Here is a 19,980-nt window from a genome sequence, read left to right as displayed (position 1 = left end):
CAGGCGCCGCCGCTGCCTCAGTTCGCAGCTGGCGGGGCCAGGCCCGGCGGCACTCCACCTGGCGCAAGCCCCTGCGGAGCCCCCTCTGGTGCCGGCGCGGGCGCGGCCGGGGTGCCGGGCGCGGTTCCTGCCCCTCCGGGCGCCGGAGGCGCAAGACCGGGCGGGGTGCCGAGGCCACCGGGCGCCGGAGGCGCCAAGCCCGGAGGCGTGCCGGGACCACCGGGAGCCGGAGGCGCAAGGCCCGGAGGCGTGCCCAGCCCGCCCGGAGCGGGAGGCGCGAGGCCCGGAGGCGTGCCGAGACCACCGGGAGCCGGAGGCGCAAGGCCCGGCGGCGTCCCCAGCCCGCCCGCGCCCGGAGCCGGCAGGGCACCCGGACCGCCCAGGCCGCCCCCCAGTCCGCCGCCGAGACCGCCGCCCAGTCCCGGCATCTGCGGCAGGGTGATGGTCACGTTCTTCGTGTCCACCGGCGCGCCCTTGTAGTGCATGACCATCTGCGGGAACAGGATCACCAGCGCCACCATCACGATCTGGATGCAGACGAAGGGAACGGCCCCCCAGTAGATCTGCCCCGTCGTCACCGGCGCCATGCGTGCCTTGGTCACCGGATCGACATAGGAGGACCGCGGCGCCACCGAACGCAGGTAGAACAGCGCGAAGCCGAATGGCGGGTGCATGAACGAGGTCTGCATGTTCACCCCGAGGATGATCCCGAACCAGATCAGGTCGATCCCCAGCGCCTCGGCCGCCGGCGCCAGCAGCGGCACGATGATGAAGGCCAGCTCGAAGAAGTCGAGGAAGAAGGCCAGCAGGAAAACGAGGAGCGAGACCGCGATCAGGAAGCCGTATTCGCCCCCCGGCAGCGAGGTCAGCAGATGCTCGACCCAGATGTGCCCGTTCACGCCGTAGAAGGTCAGCGAGAACACCCGTGCGCCAAGCAGGATGAACATCACGAAGGCCGAGAGCCGCGTGGTCGAGGCCAGCGCCTGCGTGACGACCCCCATGTTCAGCCGGCCCTTCACCGCCGCCAGCAGCAGCGCGCCAACCGCGCCCATCGCGCCGCCCTCGGTCGGGGTGGCGATGCCGAGGAAGATGGTGCCGAGCACGAGGAAGATCAGCGCAAGCGGCGGGATCAGCACGATGATCACCTGCTGCGCCAGCCGCGACATCAGATGGCTGCCGGTGGCCCGGTCGATGATGGCGGCGATGTAGATCGTCACGATCCCCGCCGTCGCCCCCAGCACGTCGGCGTTCTGCGACCCCTGGCTTTCGGACAGCCAGACATGCGCGCCGTAGGCGATGCCCGCAGCGACTGCCAAAGCGACGAAAAGCGACGTGACACCCGAGCCCAGCGTGCGCGCCTCGAGCGGCAGCGCCGGCATCGACTGCGGACGCAGGATCGACATCACCAGCACATAGCCCATGTAGATGCCGGTCAGCACCAGCCCCGGGATCAGCGCCGCCTTGTACATGTCGCCCACCGACCGGCCGAGCTGGTCGGCCAGCACGATCAGCACGAGGCTGGGCGGGATGATCTGCGCCAGCGTCCCCGAGGCCGCGATCACGCCCGAGGCGAGCCTGCGGTCATAGCCGTAGCGCAGCATGATCGGCAGCGAGATCAGCCCCATCGCGATCACCGAGGCCGCGACAACACCCGTGGTGGCCGCGAGCAGCGCGCCCACGATGATCACCGCATATGCCAGGCCGCCCCGGATCGGCCCGAACAGCTGTCCGATCGTGTCGAGAAGATCCTCGGCCATGCCGGATCGCTCCAGCACGATGCCCATGAAGGTGAAGAAGGGGATGGCCAGCAATGTCTCGTTGGACAGCACCCCCCAGAACCGGTCCGGCATGGTGCCAAGCAGGTTCCAGCCCAGCGTGATCGTGCCTTCCGACAGCGGCGCGAGTTCCACGCCGATGAAGAAGAAGAGCAGCCCGTTCGCCGCCAGTGCGAAGGCCACGGGATAGCCCAGCAGCAGGAACACGACGAGCGAGGCGAACATGATCGGCGCCATGTTCACCGCGATGAATTCCATCATTTCTTCACCTCGCCGGCAAGAAGCTCGCCTTCCCGCTCGGCTGCCTCATGGGCCGAGACGAAGGGGGTCGGATCGGGAATGACGCCCCGCATCACCGCGATCTTCTTGATGATTTCGGAAATGCCCTGCAGTGCGAGCAAAAGGAAGCCGATCAGCAGCAGCGCCTTGGCCGGCCAGATCACCAGCCCGCCGGCGTTGGTGGAGACCTCGCCGTTCATGAAGGACCGCCGGACATAGGGGCCGAGGTAGACGATCATCAGCACCACGAAGGGCATCAGGAAGAAGACATGCCCGAACAGGTCGATCCAGTGCTGGACGCGACGCGGGAACAGCCCGTAGACGATGTCGATGCGAATATGCTCGTTCTGCTTCAGCGTGTAGGCGGCGGCGAACAGGAAGGCCGCGCCGAACAGATACCACTGAAGCTCGAGCCACGAGTTCGACGAGGTGTTGAGCACCTTTCTCACCGTGGCATTGCCCGCGCTGATGAAGATGGCGATCAGGATGAGCCACGCCACCCCCCGTCCGATGAACTCGTTCATGCGGTCGATCAACCGCGACAGGCCGAGTAGCCCTCCCATAGTCTTCCCCTCCCGGTATCGTTCTTGGAAAAGTGCCGGCTCCTGCGGGTTACCTATGTCCGAGCGTCCTGCATGCGTCAATGAGCCGACCGGGCCCCGAGGGGCAAAGCGCCCTTCGGAAAGCCGCAATTTCCGCAGGACCCGGCTGCCAGCCGCCGCGACGCCCAGCGGATGGGCAGGCCGCCCGCAGCAGGGCATCCGATTCGCGGCCTGCCGACCCGCGGCACTTTGGCGCAGGGCGTGCGGCGTCCGAACGCGTCATCCTGCACTTGGCGAGAATTTCTGATGCAGATCAAGGCGCCGGCCTGGAACGAATGGTTAATCAGCGGCTGATACAGACGGATGAGACGGCGCCGGGGGCCAAGCCCGGCAGGTTTCTCTCCGCCCGGAAGGAAGCAGACACATGTTCGACCTGATGAACAGCCTCGATCCGCGGGCCTCGCTTGCGCTGCATCTGGGCATCGTCGCCGTCACCGTGGCCGCCATCCTTCTGGTCGCGGGTGTGCTGCGGGAACCCTCCCGGGATGGCGCCGGCACCTACGAGAGCGGGGCCCCCGCTTCTCCGCCACTGCGCGGCAAGGTCGCGACGCAGTATTTCCTGATCGCCGTCTTCTTCATGATCTTCGACGTCGAGGTGGCGGTGCTGTTCGCCTGGGCAGTCTCGGCGCTGGAACTCGGGATGCCCGGGCTGATCGCCGCCACCGTGTTCATCCTTGTCCTGCTCGCGGCCCTCGCGTGGCTGTGGATGGACGGCGCACTGGAAACCGGGCCGGGGAAGGACCGGGCATGAGCTGGAGCCTCGAGCGGCCCGGCGCGGAGGCGCCGGAAGAGCGCATGGCCGCATCGCATCTGTTCACCCGGCTGGACGATCTCGTCGCCTGGTCGCGCAAGCACAGCCTCTGGCCGTTCAACTTCGGCCTCAGCTGCTGCTATGTCGAGATGGCGACGGCGCTGACCCCGGTCTACGACCAGGCCCGCTTCGGCGCCGAGGTGATCCGCTCCACCCCCCGTCAGGCCGACCTGCTGATCGTCTCGGGCACGGTGTTCCGCAAGATGGCGGTGCCGCTCTACCGTCTCTACCAGCAGATGCGCGAGCCGCGCTGGGTGATCTCGATGGGCGCCTGCGCCAATTCCGGCGGAATGTATGACATCTATTCCGTGGTGCAGGGCGTGGACAGCTTCCTGCCCGTCGACGTCTATGTCCCCGGCTGCCCGCCACGCCCCGAGGCGCTTATGGAGGCGCTGGTGCTGCTGCAGGGCAAGATCGCGGCCGAGGCCCGCCCGCTGCAGATCCGGTTGGGCGAGACCCCGCCGGCCCGCCCCTTCGATCCGGTGCCGCGGCGCGATGCGCTGCGCGAGGCCCGCTCCGCCGTTACCCGTCTGGCAGAACCGGGGGCGGAATGAGCCTCGACATCCCCGTTTCCGACGCGCTTCAGGCGCTGCGATCGCGCTTCGGCGCGGGCATCCTTGCCGAACAACCGACGGGAGAGTCCTTCCCCGTCCTCTGGCTTGCGCCGGATGTCTGGCAGGACGCCCACCGCTTCCTGCGACAGGAGATTGCCCGGCCCTTCCCGCTTCTGGCCGATCTCTGGGCCATAGACGAGACCCGTCGCCGCCACCGCGAGGGGCAGCCGGCCTCCGGCGTCACGATCTGCACGCATCTGGTTTCGCTCGAACGCAATGCCGACATCCGGCTGAAGCTCGCCTGCGACGGCGACCGTCCGCAGGCGCCGAGCCTCGCCGCCATATACGCCAACGCCGACTGGTATGAGCGCGAAGCCTTCGACATGTTCGGCCTGGACTTCGGGCGCGAGATGCGGCGGATCCTGATGCCGCCGACATGGGACGGCCATCCGCTGCGCAAGGCGCACTACGCCCGCGCTACCGAAAAGCCGCCCTTCGTGATGACCGACCGGCTGTTTGCGGCCGAGGAACGCGCGACGGTGACCGATCCCGCCCTGCTCGGTCTGCCCGCCTCACGGGACGGCGAAGAGCTGATGGTCCTGAACTTCGGCCCGCATCACCCTTCCACGCATGGCGTTTTCCGGCTGCTGCTCGGGCTTGACGGCGAAGAGGTGGTCTGGGCCTGGCCCGACATCGGCTATCACCACCGCGGCGTCGAGAAGATGGCCGAGCGGCAGACCTGGCACGGCTTCATCCCCTACACCGACCGCGTGGACTACCTCGGCGGCGTGATCTCGGAACTGCCCTATCTTCTGGCGGTGGAACGTCTCTGCGGCATCACCGTGCCGGAAAAGGCGCAGGTGATCCGGGTCATGCTCTGCGAATTCTACCGCATCATGAACCACCTGCTGTTCTACGGCACGATGGCGCAGGACGTGGGCGCCATGTCGCCGGTCTTCTACATGTTCACCGACCGCGAGAAGGGCCACGAGGTTCTGAACGCCATCACCGGCGCGCGGATGCACCCGGCCTTCTTCCGCATCGGCGGCGTGGCGATGGACCTGCCGCCGGGCTGGGACAGCCTCGTGCGCGACTTCCTCGACTGGATGCCCGCCCGGCTCGATGACTACGAGCGCATGGTGCTGCGCTCCGAGCTTTTCCGCGCCCGGACCGTGGGCATCGGCGCCTATGACACCGCGACCGCGCTGACATGGGGCACCACCGGGCCGGGCCTGCGCGCCACCGGCTGCGACTGGGACCTGCGCAAGCGGCGGCCCTATTCCGGCTATCAGAACTTCGCCTTCGACGTGCCGACCGGCCAGCGCGGCGACTGCTTCGACCGCACCCGCGTGCGCGCCGACGAGATGAGGGAGTCGTTGAAGATCATCCGCCAATGCCTTGAGAACATGCCGGAAGGTCCCGTGAAGGCGGATCATCCGCTGACCACGCCGCCCCCCCGCGGTGCGATGCAGAAGGACATCGAGACGCTGATCGCCCATTTCCTGCAATCCAGCTGGGGCACCGTCGTTCCGCGCGGCGAAGCCACGGGCCAGATCGAGGGCCACCGCGGGCTCACGCAATACGCGCTGGTTTCGGACGGCGACACGCAAAGCTACCGGACGCGGATCCGCACCCCATCCTTCGCGCATCTGCAGATGATCCCCGAGATCGTGCCGGGCATGACCGTGGCCGACCTCGTCGCCCACATCGCCAGCATCGATTTCGTCATGTCGGACGTGGACCGATGAGCCTCTCCGCCGATCTCCTCGCCCGCATTCGCGCGGCTTCCGACGACCACGGCGGCCCGCGCCCCGCCATGCTGGAGGCCCTGCGGATGATCCAGCACGAGCACGGCTGGGTCTCGGACGCCCATCTGGCGGAGGCCGCCGCCACGCTCGGCGTGCATCGCGCGGAAATGGAAGCGCTGGCGAGCTTTTACAGCCTGATCTTCCGTCATCCGGTGGGCGAGACGGTGATCCTGCTCTGCGACGGCGCCTCGTGCTGGTTGAACGGCGCCGATGCGGTGCGCGAAGAATTGAAGGCCCGCCTCGGCATCGGCTTCGGCCAGACCACGGCGGACGGCCGCTACACGCTGCTGAACGTGGCCTGCCTCGGCGGCTGCGACCGCGCGCCGGCTGCCGTCGTGGGCCGCGACCGCCGGCTGATCGGCCCGCTCTCGCCCGAGGGCGTCGCGGAACTGCTGGAGGGAGGGCTGTGACCGAACTGCCGCTCACCTCGCGCGCCCGGCCCGACCGGCGACCGCATGCGCTGGGAGAATGGCGCGCACTTGGCGGCTATGCGGCGGTGGAACGCGCACGGGCGATGCCCCCTGCCGAGGTCATCGACATGGTGGAGGCCGCCCATCTGAACGGCCGCGGCGGCGCGGGCTTTCCGGCGGGGCGCAAGTGGCGCTTCATGCCGGAACGCGGCACCTCGCCCGGCGAGGGACCGAACTACCTGATCGTCAACGGCGACGAGATGGAGCCCGGCGCCTTCAAGGACCGCTACCTGCTCGAGGCGCTGCCGCATCAGGTGCTGGAAGGCGCGATCATCACCGCCCATGCCACGCATTGCGACGAAGCGATCATCCTGATCCGCGACGAATACCGCCCCGGCATCGCCGCGGTCGAGCATGCCATTCACGAAGCGCGGGATGCGGGGCTGCTCGGCGGCCTGCATGTCCGGGTGCACCCCTCGGCCGGCCGCTATATCGTCGGCGAGGAGACCGCGCTGATCACCGCGCTCGAAGGCCACCGCGCCGTGCCACGCAAGCGCCCGCCGTTCCCGGCGCAATCGGGCCTCTGGGGGCGGCCGACCACGGTGAACAATGTCGAGACGATCTCGCTCGTGCCGCACATCCTCGACCTCGGCGCCCAGCGGTTCCGCGCGCTGTCGCGGACCGAGGAAGGCGGAACCAAGCTTTACGGAGTCTCGGGCCGGGTGAAACGACCGCAGCTGATCGAGGCGCCCATGGGCACCACCGCGCGCGAGCTGATCGAGCGCGCCGGCGGCATATCGGGCGACGGGAGGCTCCGCGCCTTCCAGCCCGGCGGCGGGGCGAGCGGCTTTCTCGGCCCCGAACATCTCGACCTGCCGCTGGATTTCGGCCATGTCGCGGTCGCCGGCTCGATGTTCGGCACCGGAATGCTGATCGTGCTCGACGGCAGCGCCTGCCCGATCGGGCTTCTGGCGCGGCACATGCGCTTCTATGCCCGCGAAAGCTGCGGCTGGTGCACCCCCTGTCGCGAGGGGCTGCCGCTGGTCTCGAAGATCCTCGACCGCTTCGAGGCCGGTCAGGGGCGGCGCGCGGACCTCGACCTGCTGCACATGACGGCCGACGAGGCCTCGCCCCGTGGCCGCAGCTTCTGCGACCTGATGGGGGGCGCGATGGCGCCGCTCTCCTCCGGCCTGCGGATGTTCGCGGCCGAGTTCGAGGCCCGCCTGGCCGAGGGAGAGCGGCCATGAAGATCACCGTGAACGGCCGGGATCTCGAGGTCGAGGGGGGGCACGACCTGCTGACCACCTGCCTGTCGCAGGGCATCGAGGTGCCGCATTTCTGCTGGCACGGCGATCTTGGCTCCGTCGGGGCCTGCCGGCTTTGCGCGGTCAAGGTCTTTGATGGACCCGAGGACGAGACAGGCCGGCTGGAAATGGCCTGCATGATCCCGGCGAAGGACGGCCAGCGCGTCGAGGTCCACGACCCCGAGGCCGAGCGTTTCCGCGCCCGGATCATCGAATGGCTGATGGTGAACCACCCGCACGATTGTGCCGTCTGCGAGGAAGGCGGCGCCTGCCATCTGCAGGATATGGTGGTGGCCTCGGGCCATACCCGCCGCCGGGCCGAAGTGGCCAAGCGGGTGCATCGCAACACCGACCACGGGCCGCTGCTGACGCAGGAGATGAACCGCTGCATCGGCTGCTACCGCTGCCTGCGCTTCTACCGCGACTACGCTGGCGGCAAGGATTTCGAGGTTCTGGGCGCGCATGACCGGGTGTGGTTCGGCCGCACCGAGGCCGGGCCGCTCGACAGCCCCTTCGCCGGCAACCTTGCCGAGGTTTGTCCCACCGGCGTCTTCGACGACCGCTGGTGGTCGCGCCACTATGCCCGGCCATGGGACATGGCGGCCACGCCCTCGATCTGCGCCAACTGCTCGGTCGGCTGCAACATCACGCTGTTCGAGCTCGCGGGAACCCTGCGCAAGGTGCAGAACCGGACGCATGGCGCGATCAACGGCTCGTTCCTCTGCGACCGCGGCCGGTTCGGCGCGCTTGCGGCCGAGGCGCCCCGGCCGCGCCATCCCCGGCGCAAGGGCCGCGAGATCCTGTGGGACGAGGCGGTGGCCGAGGCGCGGGCGCTGGTCGCGCGGGGGGCGGTGGGGATCGGCTCGCCCCGCGCCTGTCTTGAATCGAATTTCGCGCTGCGCCGGCTGGTGGGCGAGGACCGCTTCTTTGCGGGCGTCCCGGATCCCGAGGCGGCGCTGGTGCGGCGGATGGCCGAAATCCTGCCCGCCGGCCCGGCCGGGATCGCGACGATCCGCGACATCGAGCGCGCCGATGCCGTGCTGGTCCTTGGCGAGGATCTGACCGGCACCGCCCCGCGCGCGGCGCTGGCGCTGCGGCAGGCGGCGCGCGGAGCCGAGCGCAGGCTCGCCGCCGAAAAGGGCGTGCCGGAGTGGATGGATGCCGCCGTGCGGGTCGCGGGCGAGGGCCGCCGCTCGCCGGTGGCGCTGGTGACCGCCCTACCCGATCCGCTCGACGAGGTGGCGCTCTGGCCGGTCCGCCGCGCGCCCTCGGAGGTGGCGGAGTTCGGGTTTGCCGTGGCGGCAGCGGTGGGTGGCGCGACGACCGATCCGCTGGCCATGGCGATCGCCGCAGCCCTCGCGGCGGCCGAGGCGCCGGTGGTGATCGCGGGCGCGGGCCTCGGCCTTGCCGGTCCGGCCGAGGCGGCGGCCGCGGTTGCCGCGGCACTGGGATCCAGGGCGCGGATCGCGCTGTTCCCGCCCGAGGCGGGCAGCATGGGCCTTGCGCTGCTGGGCGGCGCGCGGCTTGACCGCGCGGTCGCGGAACTGGAGGCCGAGCCACGCCCGGTCATCCTGCTGGATGCGACCCTTTCCGACCGGGCACCGGCCGAGACCGTCGAGCGCCTGATGGCCGCCGCGACCGAGGTCATGGTTCTCGACTGGCTGCACGGGCCGCTCTCGGACCGAGCCGAGCTGATGCTGCCGGTCACCGCGCCAGCCGAAAGCGCGGGCACCTTCGTCAACCACGAAGGCCGGGCGCAGCGCTTCTTCGCCGGGCGGCCCTCCGACCTTGTTCCGGCCTGGCGTCTGCTCGGCCCGCTCTGCGGCGCCACCGAGACCCGGCTTGACGAGATGCTCGCGGCGCTGGCGCATGACTGCCCCGATCTTGCGGCGGTCGTCGCGGCCGCCCCGGGTGCCGAGGCGGCGCCCGTCGCGCGCCTTCCTGCCCGCGCCTCCGGCCGGACGGCCTTCGATCTCGCCGGAAGGGTTGCCGAGGGCCAGCCCGCCGCGGATCCCCATTCGGCGCTGGTCTGGTCGATGGAGGGCGCGCAGGGTCTCGACGCGCCGCCCGCGCTGCGCGCCGCCGCCGCGGCGCCCGGCCTGCATTCCGCCAGCAGCGGATGGCTCGGCACCGAAGGCGTCGGCGGCCCGGTGCGCGGCGGCGATCCGGGCGTGGCGCTGATCCGTCCCGGCAGCGGACCCGCCGGCGCCCCGCTTGCGGACGCAACGGGCGAGGGCCTTCGCGTCCTGCCGCTGCACGAACCCTTCGCGGCAAGTTCCGCCGACCGCGCAAGCCCGCCGCTGGCCGAGCGTGCACCGCCGCCGCGGGTGCTGCTCCACCCCGAGGATGCCGCGGCGCTGGGTCTGGCCGAGGGCGCACGGCTGCGCATCGACGGCATCCCCGCGCCCGCACCACTCGCGCTCGACCCGGCGCTTCCGCGCGGCCACCTTGGCCTGAGCGGCGCGCGCGGCCATGCCCGCTTCGTCACGGTGGAGGCGGAGGCATGAACCTGATCCTCGTCGCGATCTTCTCCGTCCTGCTGCTTGTCGCGCTCCTCGCCGCGGCGGGCATCTTCACCTGGGTCGAGCGGCGGCTGCTCGGCTTCCTGCAGGAGCGGCTCGGCCCCAACCGCGTCGGCCCCTTCGGCTTCCTGCAATGGGTGGCCGACACGGTGAAGCTGATCACCAAGGAGGACGCGCCGCCCGCCGGGGCGGATGTCGCCGCCTACCGCCTCGCCCCCGCGCTTGCCGCCGCGCCGATGCTGGCGGGCTTCGGCGTCGTGGCCTTCGGTCCGGGCCTTGCGGTGTCGGATCTCGACATGGGCGTGCTCTTCGTGATGGGGATGCTGGCACTGACGGTCTGGGCGCTGGTGCTGGGCGCCTGGGGCTCGCGCAACCGCTATGCCATGCTGGGCGGCCTGCGCGCCGCGGCGCAGATGCTGGCCTATGAAAGCTTCCTTGGCCTCTCGCTGATGGGCTGCGTGCTGCTCGCCGGCTCGTTCCGCATGGGCGACATCGTGGCCGCGCAGGAGGAGGCGTGGTTCATCCTGCTGCAACCGCTTGGCGCGGCTCTTTTTTTCCTTGCCGGCATTGCCGCGGCGCACCGCCTGCCCTTCGACCTTCAGGAATCCGAACAGGACCTCGTGGCCGGCTTCATGACCGAATACTCCGGCATGAGCTTCGCGCTGTTCTTCCTTGGCGAATACATCGCGGTTCTGCTGGTCGCCTCGCTGTTCACGACGCTGTTCCTCGGCGGCTGGGCGGGTCCGCTGCTGCCCGGGCCGGTCTGGTTCGGTGTGAAGGTCGGAGTGATCTCGGTCGTCTTCATCTGGCTGCGCGCGGCGCTGCCCCGGCCGCGCTACGACCAGCTGATCGGCTTCGCGTGGAAGGTGGCGCTGCCGCTCGCGCTCCTGAACCTTCTTCTGACGGCATGGATCGCGGTGGGGAGGGCGGCGTGAAAGGCATCCTCGACAGTCTCTTCCGCGTTGGCCGGATGGCCTTCGCCCCGACCCGGACGGTCGAATATCCCGAGGTGAAGCAGGTGCTGCCGCCGCGCACCCGCGGCCGGATCGTGCTGACGCGCGACCCCGACGGGCAGGAGCGTTGCGTCGCCTGCAACCTCTGCTCGGCCGTCTGCCCCGTGGACTGCATCGACGTGACCAAGGCCGAGACCGAGGACGGCCGCTGGTATCCCGAGACCTTCCGCATCAACTTCGCCCGCTGCATCTTCTGCGGCTTCTGCGAGGAAGCCTGCCCGACCTCGGCGATCCAGCTGACGCCCGACGTGGAACTGGCCGACTACGCCCGCGGCTCGCTGCAATACGAGAAGCAGGACCTGCTGATCGCAGGCGAGGGCAAGCGCCCCGGCTACCGCTACTGGGACGTGGCCGGCAAGGCCATAGCCGGAAAGGACCAGCAGCCGGTCGATCCGAAGGATCTCTGCCCATGAGCCAGTTCGTCGCCCTCTGGTGCGCCGCCGTGGCGCTCGCCTGCGCGATCCTCGCCGTGACGCGGCCGGCGATCGTCCATGCGCTGATCTGGCTGGTCGCGGCGCTGCTGTCGCTGGCGGCCTGCTTCTTCGCGCTGGGCGCAAGCTTTGCCGGCGCCGTGCAGGTGCTGATCTATGCCGGGGCGATCGTCGCAGTCTTCGTCTTCGTGGTGATGACCGTTGACGCCTCACCCGAGGCGCTGGCGCGCGAGCGTGCGCGGCTGGCCGAGGGGTGGAAACGGCCAGCGGCGGCGGTGGCGATGGTGGCCATGCCGCTGGCGCTGGGGCTGGCGTCCGGCGCGGCTCAGCCCGTGGCGGGGCCGGAGCAGAGCCTCGGCGCCCTGCTCTTCGGTCCCTGGGCGCTGGCGGTCGAGGCGGCCTCGGGCCTGCTGCTCGCAGCCCTGATGGGCGCGCGCCACCTCGGCCGGCGGAGGCGCGACGGATGAGCGCGACCACGCTGAGCCTGCTGCTGATCCTTGCCGGCGGCCTCTTCGTCACGGGCTTCTTCGGGCTGCTCGCGCGGCGGGCGATCCTGTTCCAGCTGATCTCGCTCGAGCTGATGCTGGCCGGGCCGGCACTTGCCTTCCTTGCCGGGGGTGCCTTCCACGGCAGCCAGCAGGGACAGGGGATGTTCGTGCTGATCGTCATCCTCGCGGCGGCCGAGGTCGCGCTGGGGCTTGCGCTCTATCTCGCGCTGGGGCGGGTGGCGGATGTCGAGGACAGCGACACGATCACGAGGCTGAGGCACTGAGATGCTGAGCCCCTATCTCCTGCTGCTGCTCGTGCCGTCGCCGCCGCTGGCGGTCTTCCTGATCCTCGGGCTCGATCCGTTCTTCCTGCGCCGCAAGGCGGTGCAGGCGCTGGCGCTGCTGGGCGGCATCGCGCCGCTTCTGGTCATGCTGCCGCTGCTCGGCATCTGCCTCGGAAGCGAATGCCACGGCGTCGTGCCGATCTTCACGCTGGTCTTCGGACAGGCCGAGGTGGCGCTTGCGCTGCTCCTCGACCCGATGAGCGCGCTTGTGGGCGTGACGGTCGCCGGAGTGGGCGCGATGGTGATGGTCTATGCCATCGACTACATGTCGGATGCCCGCATCGCGGACCTGCGCCGCTTCTTCGCCCTGATGAACCTGTTCCTCGCCGCCATGCTGACGATGGTGCTGGCTGGCGACACCATCACCTTCTTCTTCGGGTGGGAGCTGATGGGGCTCTGCTCGTTCTTCCTGATCGCCTACAACACCAGCCTGCCGCAGGCGGTGGCGGCGGGGCGCAAGGCCTTCATCATCACGCGCTTCGCGGATGCCTTCCTGCTCGCGGGCCTGCTGCTCTTGTTCCTCGAGGCGAACTCGGTCCGGCTCGACGTGCTGATCCCGGCCGGCGCCACGATGACCGAGGAGCGGCATGTGGTGATCGCGCTGCTGATCCTTGGGGGCGCGCTGGGCAAGTCGGCGCAGGTGCCCTTCCACACCTGGCTCCCCTCGGCCATGGCCGGGCCCACGCCGGTCTCGGCGCTGCTGCATTCGGCCACGATGGTGGCGGCGGGCGCCTTCATGCTGGCGCGCTTCTCGCCCATCGTCATGTCCGAACCCGCGGTGCAGATGATCGCCGCGCTGTTCGGGGTGGGCACGGCGGCCTTCGGAGCGCTGTCCGCGGTGTTCCAGTCCGACGTGAAGCGGCTTCTCGCCTATTCCTCGATCAGCCAGATCGGATTCATGGTGCTGGCGGTCGGCGTGGGTGCGCCGGCGGTCGCCATCGGCCATTTCGTCGTCCATGCCATGTTCAAGTCGCTGCTGTTCCTTGCCGCGGGCGACATTACCCACGGCTCGGATCTTGGGACCAGCATGGCGGCGATGCGCGGTGCGGTGCGCCGTCGCCCGGTGGCCTATACCGCCTATGTCGCCGGGGCGGCCTCGCTGGCGGGGGTGCCCTTCATCACCGCCGGCTGGTGGTCGAAGGAGGCGGTGCTGTCCGCCGCCTGGAACAGCGGCGCCTTCGGGATCGCGGTCTGGACGCTGGCGCTGCTGACTGCGGTCTGCACCGCCGTCTATGCCTTCCGCCCGGTGTTCGAGGCCCTGCTGCCCGAGCCCGAGCACGTCAGCCGCGCCCGGCATGGCCATCCGGTCATGCTCGACCTGCATTTCCGCAGCCGCGTGGGCAGCGGCTTCATCGTGATCCCGCTGGTGGTGCTGGCCACCGGCTCGATCCTCGGCGGGGTGCTGGTCGCCCCCATCATCCGCTTCCTGGGCGGAGAGTTTCCCCATGCCGCCCCGCTGCCGGCGCTGCTGGCCGGTCTCGCGCCCTTCGTCGGCCTCGTCGGGGCGGCGCTTCTGACCTTCGTGCCGTCGCTCGCCGCGGCCGTCGCGGGGGCGAGGGACATGCGGCGGCCGACGCGGCTTGACCGCAAGTTCCAGCGCTGGGTGATCGAGCCCTACGTGCGGCTCGTCCGCTGGCTGAGCCGCGACCGCCGCAGCCCCCTGACCGAGGACGAGCGAGACGAGCGCCAGGTGCAGCTGGTTCGCTGGCTCAGCCGGGGCGCACGGATGGACGGGATCTATCAGGCGCTGTTCGTGCGGCCCTTCGTGAACCTCGTGCGCTGGCTGAACGGCCATCGCGGCGGAACGGTGGACCCGGTGGGCAACCTGCCCGTCACCTTCGTCCTGCAGACCGTGCAGGCGATCGTGACGCCACTCGCGCATGACCGGTTCGACCGGTTCTGGATGAGGTTCGCGAACCGGCTCGTTCGGCTGTGGGTGCTCGCGCGCGCGATCCAGACCGGGCGGAGCCGGGATTACGCGCTGGGCGCGGCCTTCGGGACCGCCGCGCTTCTTGTGATTGCATGGGGTACGACATGGAACTGACCGCGCTCATCCTGCTGCCGTTCTTCGGCGGGATCGCCGCGCTTTTCGCGCCGCGCTGGGGCCGGGATGCCGAACGCTGGGTCGCCGTAGCGGCGCTGGCCCTTGCGCTGGTCATCCTGATCCTCGCCTGTCTCACCCCCGAGGAGGGCCGCTGGATCGCCTTCGAGCGCTTCGCCTGGGCGCCATCGATGGGGCTGCAGGTCATCCTGGCGATGGACGGGCTGTCGGCCGCGCTGCTGGTCGTGTCGCTGGCGCTGGGGATCGTGTCGGTCGTCGTGTCCTGGAAGATCACCGAGCATTCCGGACTGCTGAACGCGGCCCTTCTGTGGACGGTCGCGGCGTCGAACGGGGTCTTCCTGTCCTTCGACCTTCTGGTCTTCGCCTTCTTCTGGGAGCTGATGCTGGTCCCCGCCTTCCTGCTGATCTCGGTCTGGGGCCACGGCGACCGCGAGGCAGCGGCGCTGAAGTTCCTGGTGTTCAACGCGGTGGCGGGCCTCGGGCTGCTGGCGGCGGTGTTCTACCTCGGCGCCAGCGGCGAGGTCGTGACCTTCGACGCCTTCGAGATCGCCGGGCGCCAGATCCCGCACGGCGTGCAGGTGATCCTGCTGCTGGGGTTCGCTGGCGCCTTCCTGGTCAAGCTGCCGGTGCCGCCGCTGCATGCCTGGCTGCCCGACGCGCATACCCAGGCGCCGACCGCGGGCTCGATCCTGCTGGCGGGCCTGCTGCTGAAGACCGGGGCCTACGGCCTGTTCCGCTTCCCGCCGATGCTGTTCCCGGAAGGCTTCGCCACGCTGGCGCCCTGGGGCCTTGCCCTCGGCGCCTTCGGCTCGATCTATGGCGCGCTGCTGGCCTGCGGACAGACCGACGCCAAGCGGCTGGTGGCCTATACCTCGGTCGCGCACATGAGCATCGTGCTGATGGGCCTGTGCGGCGGGGTGTATTTCTCGCTGATGGGCGCGGGCGTCGAGATGGTGGCGCATGCCTTCTCGGCCTCGGCGCTGTTCCTGCTGATTGGCGCGCTCTATGACCGCACCGGCACGCGCGACCTGCGCGAGCTGGGCGGGCTGCAGCAGAACGCGCCCCGCTTCGCCGCGGCCTTCGCGGTGTTCTTTTCGGCTGCGCTGGCCATGCCGGGCACGGCGAACTTCCTGGGAGAGGCGCTGGTCATCACCGGCATGTTCCAGGTGAACTGGATCTTCGCCTCGATCACGCTGATCTCGCTGGTCGTTTCGGTCGTCTATGCCACGCGGCTGTTCAAGCGGGTGGTGTTCGGCAAGTCGCGCCGCACCGAGACGCTCGAGGACCTGACCCTGCGCGAGATGGGTCCGATCGTGCTGCTCGCCGTGGCGACGCTGCTGTTCGGGATGCTGCCGCAGCTGCTGATGGGCGCGCTGGAAGGCGCGGTGGGGGCGGCACTCGCACCGGTGGCGATTCCCTGATGCCCGGCCTTCTCCCTCTCCTGCCGCTGATCCTGCTGGGCGGCGGTGCCGTCGCCGCGATGCTGGCCGCACCGCGCGCGCCGGCCCTGTCGCGCGCGCTTGCGGCCCTTGCGCTGGCGGCGGCGGCCGTGGCGTTCGGGCTGCGGCTTCCCGCGCCCGACGCGACCTTCGCCCTGATCGTCGACGACCGGCTGGCGCGGCTGGCGGGGCTCGTGGTCTGCCTGAGCGGGCTTGGCAGTCTCGCCTTCCTGCGGCCCGGGGGCCCCTCGCGCGAGGGGCCGGCGCTTCTGCTGCTTGCGACGATGGGCGGCGCGCTGCTGTCGGGGGCCACCCATGCGGCAAGCCTTCTTCTCGGGCTGGAGCTGGTCACGCTGGCCCTGGTCGCGCTCTTCGTGCTGCCGCTGTCGGCCGTCGCGCTGGAGGCCGGATACAAGTTCCTCATCCTCGGCGCGGCGGGGGCGGCGACGCTGCTGATGGGCCTCGCCCTCGCCCATGCCGCCACCGGCTCGCTCGAGTTCGCGGCACTGTCGCACCGCGGCGCGCTTGTCGCCGCCGCCGCGGCGCTGCTGCTGGCGGGCCTTGCCTTCAAGATGGCGCTGGTGCCGTTCCACATGTGGACGCCGGACGCCTTCACGGGCGCGCCCGGGGCCGCTGCGGCCTTCGCGGGCGCCGCATCGAAGGTCGCGGTCGTCGCGGCAATCGTCCGGCTCGACACGGTCGGGCCGCCCGCCGGCTGGGGGATCGGCCTTGCGCTGTTCGGCGGCGCATCGATCCTGCTCGGCAACCTCGTCGCGCTCAGGCAGGACGGGATGGCGCGGATGCTAGGCTATTCCTCGATCGGCCATGCGGGATATGTGGCGGCGGTGCTCGGTGCCGGCGCAGCGGGGGCGCATGACGCCGCGCTCTTCTACATCGTTGTCTATGCCCCGGCGCTTCTGGCCGCGCTCTGCGTCTCGACCCTCGTCGGGCCGGAGGCGCGGATCGGCGACCTGCGCGGCCTCGTCTGGCAAAGGCCGCTGGCCGGATGGGCGCTGGCGCTGGCGCTGATCTCGCTGGCCGGCCTGCCGGTCTCGGCCGGCTTCTTCGGCAAGTATGTCATCTTCACCGCCCTGATCGAGGCCCGCGCCTGGGTCCTGCTCGGCCTCGCGCTCACCGGCGCCGCGCTGGGGGCCTATTACTACCTGCGCTTCGTGGCCGTGATCTTCCGCCGCCTGCCCGATCCGGCAAGCCCGGCGCTTCCCGGCGCCGAGCGGGTTCTGCTGCTTCTGGCGACGGGTGCCACCCTGCTTCTCGGCATCCGGCCGGACCTGCTTCTCGACGCCCTGCCCTGAGCCCGAGGAACCACGCCCGGTCGGCGGTCATTGGTGCGGCAAGAGCCCGAAGATCGCCGGAGCCATGACCCCACAGCGACCCATCCTTCGCCCCCAGGAAACCTGCTGGCGCCTCGAGCGGGCGGAGCGCATGGCGGTCATCATCGATGCGGCCGACTATTTCGCGCTGGTCAAGCAGGCGATCCTCGGCGCCCGGCACAGCGTCATGCTGATCGCCTGGGATTTCGACGCGCGCATCCGCCTCGACCCGCGCGCGCCCCGCGGCAAGGCGCCCGACCGGCTGGGGCGGTTCCTCAACTGGGTGGTGAGCAGCCGGCCGGACCTCGAGATCCGGGTGCTGAAATGGGACCTTGGCGCGGTGAAGGCGCTCGGGCGCGGGATGACGCCGCTCTTCGTGCTCGACTGGATCACCGACGCCCGGATGCATTTCCGCCTCGACGGGGCGCATCCCATGGCCTCGGTCCACCACCAGAAGGTCGTGGTGATCGACGACGCGCTGGCCTTCTGCGGCGGGATCGACATGACCGCCGACCGCTGGGACACGCGCGACCATCTGGACGAGGACCCGCGCCGGCGCCGGCCGACCACGCGGCGCTCCTATGGCCCGTGGCACGACGTGACGACCGCCGTCAACGGCCCGGCCGCCCGTGCCCTGGGCGACCTCGCGCGCGAGCGTTGGGAGCAGGCCACGGGCGAGCGGCTGGACCCGCCGCCGGCCTGCACCTCGCGCTGGCTCGACGGGCTGGAACCGCTGGTCGAGGATGTCGAGGTCGGCATTTCCCGCACCGTCCCCGACTATGGCGACCGCCCGGGCGTGCACGAGATCGAGGCGCTCTACCTCGAGGCCATCGCCCGGACCGAGCGCTGCCTTTACATCGAAAGCCAGTATTTCGCCTCGCGTCGGCTGGCCGAGGCGATGGCGGACCGCCTGCGCGAGCCGGACGGACCCGAGATCGTGGTGGTGAACCCGCTCACGGCGAACGGCTGGCTGGAGGAGAGCGTGATGGGCGCCTCGCGCGCGAGGCTGCTGGGAATGCTGGCCGAGGCCGACCGCTTCGACCGCTTCCGCATCTACTATCCCGTGACGCTGAAGGGAGAGGCGATCTATGTCCATGCCAAGGTGCTGACCATGGACGACCGGCTGCTGAAGGTGGGCTCGTCGAACCTGAACAACCGCTCGATGGGCTTCGACACCGAATGCGACCTGTCGGTCGAGGCGGGACCGGATGAGACCGGCCTGCAGGAGCGCATCCTTGCGCTGCGCGACGACCTGATCTCCGAGCATCTGGGCGTGCAGCGGTCCGGCTTCCAGCAGACGCTGGCCGCCAAGGGATCGCTGATCGCGGCGATCGAGGCGATGCGCTCGCCCGGCCGGTCGCTGCGCCCGTTCGAGCCGCCCGAACTGGGTGTCGTCGGCGAGAAGATCATCGCCGACAACGACCTTCTAGACCCCGAGCGCGTCTCGAGCATCTGGAGCAGCCGCCGCGCGCCACGGCTGAAGCGGGCGCCATGACGCCCGAGCAGGCAGAGGACGAGATCCGGAGGCTCGACAGGCTGGCACGGCTGCTCGACGCCCGCTTCAGCCTGTTCGGCATCCGGTTCGGCTGGGACGGGATCGCAAGCCTCATCCCCGGCGTCGGCGATGCGGCGACACTCGCGCCGGGCGCCTGGCTCATCTGGCGGGCGCATCGCCTTGGGGTGCCCGGCAGCGTCATCCTGCGCATGGCGGCGAATTCCGGGGTGGATTTCGTCTTTGGCAGCATCCCGGTCCTCGGCACGATCTTCGACGTAGCCTTCAGGTCGAACCTGCGCAACATGGCGCTGCTGCGCCGGCATCTCGACCTGAACCGGCCGCGGGGCGGCAGGGCCGGAGGCGCGCCGCGCACCACAGGAAGGTGAGCCATGGCACGGAGCGGAATGCTGACGGAAGCGCCCGCTCAGGATCGCACCCGACCTGACGCGGCGGACGACGAGGGCCGGGCCGGTCGGACCAGAGCGGCCCGCCGGCTTGATCATCCGCCGTTCCGGTCACCGGCTCCAGGTTCGATGATCCGCCGCCGGCGCAACCATCGCGCCACGAGCAGGCAGCCAAGCGCCCACGCCGACCCCGCCGTCCAGCCGGCCAGAACGTCCGTGGGCCAGTGCACGCCGAGATAGACCCGGCTCACGCCGACCATCACCGTGACGATCACCGCCAGGACGAGCAGGAACAGCTTGACGCGGAACAGCGGCTGGCTGCGCGCCAGAAGCGCCGCGAGCGTCAGGTAGGTCACGGCGGCCATCATGGCATGCCCCGAGGGGAAGCTCGCCGTATAGACGAAGGACTCGTGCGGGACGAGATCGGGCCGCGGCCGGTCGAAGAAGCGCTTGGCGAAGGAGCTGCAGAGCTGGCCGCTGCCGGTTGCCACCAGCACGAACCACATCGTCCGCCAGCGCCCCGTCAGGCCGAGGAAGACCGCCACGGCGAAGGTGAGGAACGCGAGCAGGCCGATGCCGCCCAGAGCGGTGGCGTCCCGCGCGAATTCCTCGAACCACGGCGGGCCAAGCGGATCCGAGGGATCGGCCGGATTGCGCATCCAGAGCAGCACGCGCTCGTCGAAGGCATGGGCTCCGCCCTCGGCCATCGCCTCGGCAAGTTCGGCGAAGGCCCAGCCCGCGGCCGAGATCGCGAGGATGAGCGCCACGGTGCGGCGTTCCACCCATGAGCCGAGCCGCGCAAGGCGGAGGCGCCGGGATTGTCGAATGATTTCCCTCATGCCGCCTCAAGACTTCCGGCGGGTTTCGGTTCCCGCGAGGACCCGCGCCCGGCTTCGGGACGGAGAGCC

18 protein-coding genes are annotated in these 19,980 nt (G+C 70.3%); 15 read left to right on the top strand and 3 right to left on the bottom strand.

Annotated features, from left to right (window positions below):
• Positions 1–17: 17 nt before the first annotated feature.
• Both CK951_RS07200 and CK951_RS07195 read right to left on the bottom strand, forming a co-directional pair.
• Positions 18–2,036 (bottom strand): TRAP transporter large permease subunit, encoded by a 2,019-nt coding sequence (locus CK951_RS07200; RefSeq protein ID WP_096785500.1) that lies wholly within the window; start codon positions 2,034–2,036, stop codon positions 18–20.
• Positions 2,033–2,617 (bottom strand): TRAP transporter small permease subunit, encoded by a 585-nt coding sequence (locus CK951_RS07195; protein WP_096785499.1) that lies wholly within the window; start codon positions 2,615–2,617, stop codon positions 2,033–2,035. The genes CK951_RS07200 and CK951_RS07195 overlap by 4 nt, the downstream gene beginning before the upstream one ends.
• Before the next feature lie 403 nt (positions 2,618–3,020).
• Here CK951_RS07195 and CK951_RS07190 point away from each other — a divergent pair, with 403 nt between their 5' ends.
• The 15 genes from CK951_RS07190 to CK951_RS07120 all read left to right on the top strand — a co-directional run bounded on the left by CK951_RS07190 (position 3,021) and on the right by CK951_RS07120 (position 19,054).
• On the top strand, positions 3,021–3,407 hold the full coding sequence (locus CK951_RS07190; protein WP_096785498.1) for an NADH-quinone oxidoreductase subunit A: 387 nt from the start codon (positions 3,021–3,023) through the stop codon (positions 3,405–3,407).
• A complete protein-coding gene (locus CK951_RS07185; protein ID WP_096785497.1) occupies positions 3,404–4,021 on the top strand; it encodes an NADH-quinone oxidoreductase subunit B in 618 nt (205 codons plus the stop codon). The genes CK951_RS07190 and CK951_RS07185 overlap by 4 nt, the downstream gene beginning before the upstream one ends.
• Entirely contained in the window at positions 4,018–5,769 is a 1,752-nt protein-coding gene (nuoC, locus tag CK951_RS07180) for an NADH-quinone oxidoreductase subunit C/D (RefSeq protein WP_096785496.1), read from the top strand. Before CK951_RS07185 ends, nuoC begins: the two co-directional genes overlap by 4 nt.
• A complete protein-coding gene (nuoE, locus tag CK951_RS07175) occupies positions 5,766–6,239 on the top strand; it encodes an NADH-quinone oxidoreductase subunit NuoE (RefSeq protein ID WP_096785495.1) in 474 nt (157 codons plus the stop codon). Before nuoC ends, nuoE begins: the two co-directional genes overlap by 4 nt.
• Positions 6,236–7,486 (top strand): NADH-quinone oxidoreductase subunit F, encoded by a 1,251-nt coding sequence (locus CK951_RS07170; RefSeq protein WP_096785494.1) that lies wholly within the window; start codon positions 6,236–6,238, stop codon positions 7,484–7,486. The genes nuoE and CK951_RS07170 overlap by 4 nt, the downstream gene beginning before the upstream one ends.
• Positions 7,483–10,050: an NADH-quinone oxidoreductase subunit NuoG gene (gene nuoG, locus CK951_RS07165; RefSeq protein ID WP_096785493.1), complete on the top strand. Its 2,568-nt coding sequence runs from the start codon at positions 7,483–7,485 to the stop codon at positions 10,048–10,050. Before CK951_RS07170 ends, nuoG begins: the two co-directional genes overlap by 4 nt.
• Positions 10,047–11,000 (top strand): NADH-quinone oxidoreductase subunit NuoH, encoded by a 954-nt coding sequence (gene nuoH, locus CK951_RS07160; RefSeq protein ID WP_096785492.1) that lies wholly within the window; start codon positions 10,047–10,049, stop codon positions 10,998–11,000. Before nuoG ends, nuoH begins: the two co-directional genes overlap by 4 nt.
• Positions 10,997–11,491, top strand: a complete 495-nt coding sequence (gene nuoI / locus CK951_RS07155; protein WP_096787192.1) for an NADH-quinone oxidoreductase subunit NuoI — start codon at positions 10,997–10,999, stop codon at positions 11,489–11,491. Before nuoH ends, nuoI begins: the two co-directional genes overlap by 4 nt.
• Positions 11,488–11,976: an NADH-quinone oxidoreductase subunit J gene (locus CK951_RS07150; RefSeq protein WP_096785491.1), complete on the top strand. Its 489-nt coding sequence runs from the start codon at positions 11,488–11,490 to the stop codon at positions 11,974–11,976. Before nuoI ends, CK951_RS07150 begins: the two co-directional genes overlap by 4 nt.
• On the top strand, positions 11,973–12,281 hold the full coding sequence (locus CK951_RS07145) for an NADH-quinone oxidoreductase subunit K (RefSeq protein ID WP_096785490.1): 309 nt from the start codon (positions 11,973–11,975) through the stop codon (positions 12,279–12,281). Before CK951_RS07150 ends, CK951_RS07145 begins: the two co-directional genes overlap by 4 nt.
• A 1-nt stretch (position 12,282) precedes the next feature.
• On the top strand, positions 12,283–14,385 hold the full coding sequence (locus CK951_RS07140; RefSeq protein ID WP_096785489.1) for an NADH-quinone oxidoreductase subunit L: 2,103 nt from the start codon (positions 12,283–12,285) through the stop codon (positions 14,383–14,385).
• A complete protein-coding gene (locus tag CK951_RS07135; RefSeq protein WP_232520710.1) occupies positions 14,376–15,824 on the top strand; it encodes a NuoM family protein in 1,449 nt (482 codons plus the stop codon). Before CK951_RS07140 ends, CK951_RS07135 begins: the two co-directional genes overlap by 10 nt.
• The gene (locus tag CK951_RS07130) at positions 15,824–17,155 is read left to right on the top strand and encodes a proton-conducting transporter membrane subunit (protein ID WP_096785487.1); all 1,332 of its coding nucleotides are present in this window, start codon (positions 15,824–15,826) and stop codon (positions 17,153–17,155) included. The genes CK951_RS07135 and CK951_RS07130 overlap by 1 nt, the downstream gene beginning before the upstream one ends.
• 64 nt (positions 17,156–17,219) lie before the next feature.
• Positions 17,220–18,668: a phospholipase D-like domain-containing protein gene (locus CK951_RS07125; RefSeq protein WP_096785486.1), complete on the top strand. Its 1,449-nt coding sequence runs from the start codon at positions 17,220–17,222 to the stop codon at positions 18,666–18,668.
• Positions 18,665–19,054 (top strand): DUF4112 domain-containing protein, encoded by a 390-nt coding sequence (locus CK951_RS07120; protein ID WP_096785485.1) that lies wholly within the window; start codon positions 18,665–18,667, stop codon positions 19,052–19,054. Before CK951_RS07125 ends, CK951_RS07120 begins: the two co-directional genes overlap by 4 nt.
• Before the next feature lie 113 nt (positions 19,055–19,167).
• On the opposite strand, the gene CK951_RS07115 is transcribed toward CK951_RS07120, so the two are convergent.
• Positions 19,168–19,911 carry a phosphatase PAP2 family protein gene (locus CK951_RS07115; protein WP_096785484.1) on the bottom strand — a complete coding sequence of 248 codons (744 nt, stop codon included), beginning with the start codon at positions 19,909–19,911 and terminating at the stop codon, positions 19,168–19,170.
• Positions 19,912–19,980: the final 69 nt, after the last annotated feature.

The sequence above is a fragment of the Rhodobacter sp. CZR27 genome, assembly GCF_002407205.1.
In the GTDB taxonomy this organism is placed as follows: Bacteria; Pseudomonadota; Alphaproteobacteria; order Rhodobacterales; family Rhodobacteraceae; genus Cereibacter_A.
The sequence above is the reverse complement of the archived record's forward strand: the minus strand, read 5'-3'. Positions and strand labels throughout refer to the sequence as shown.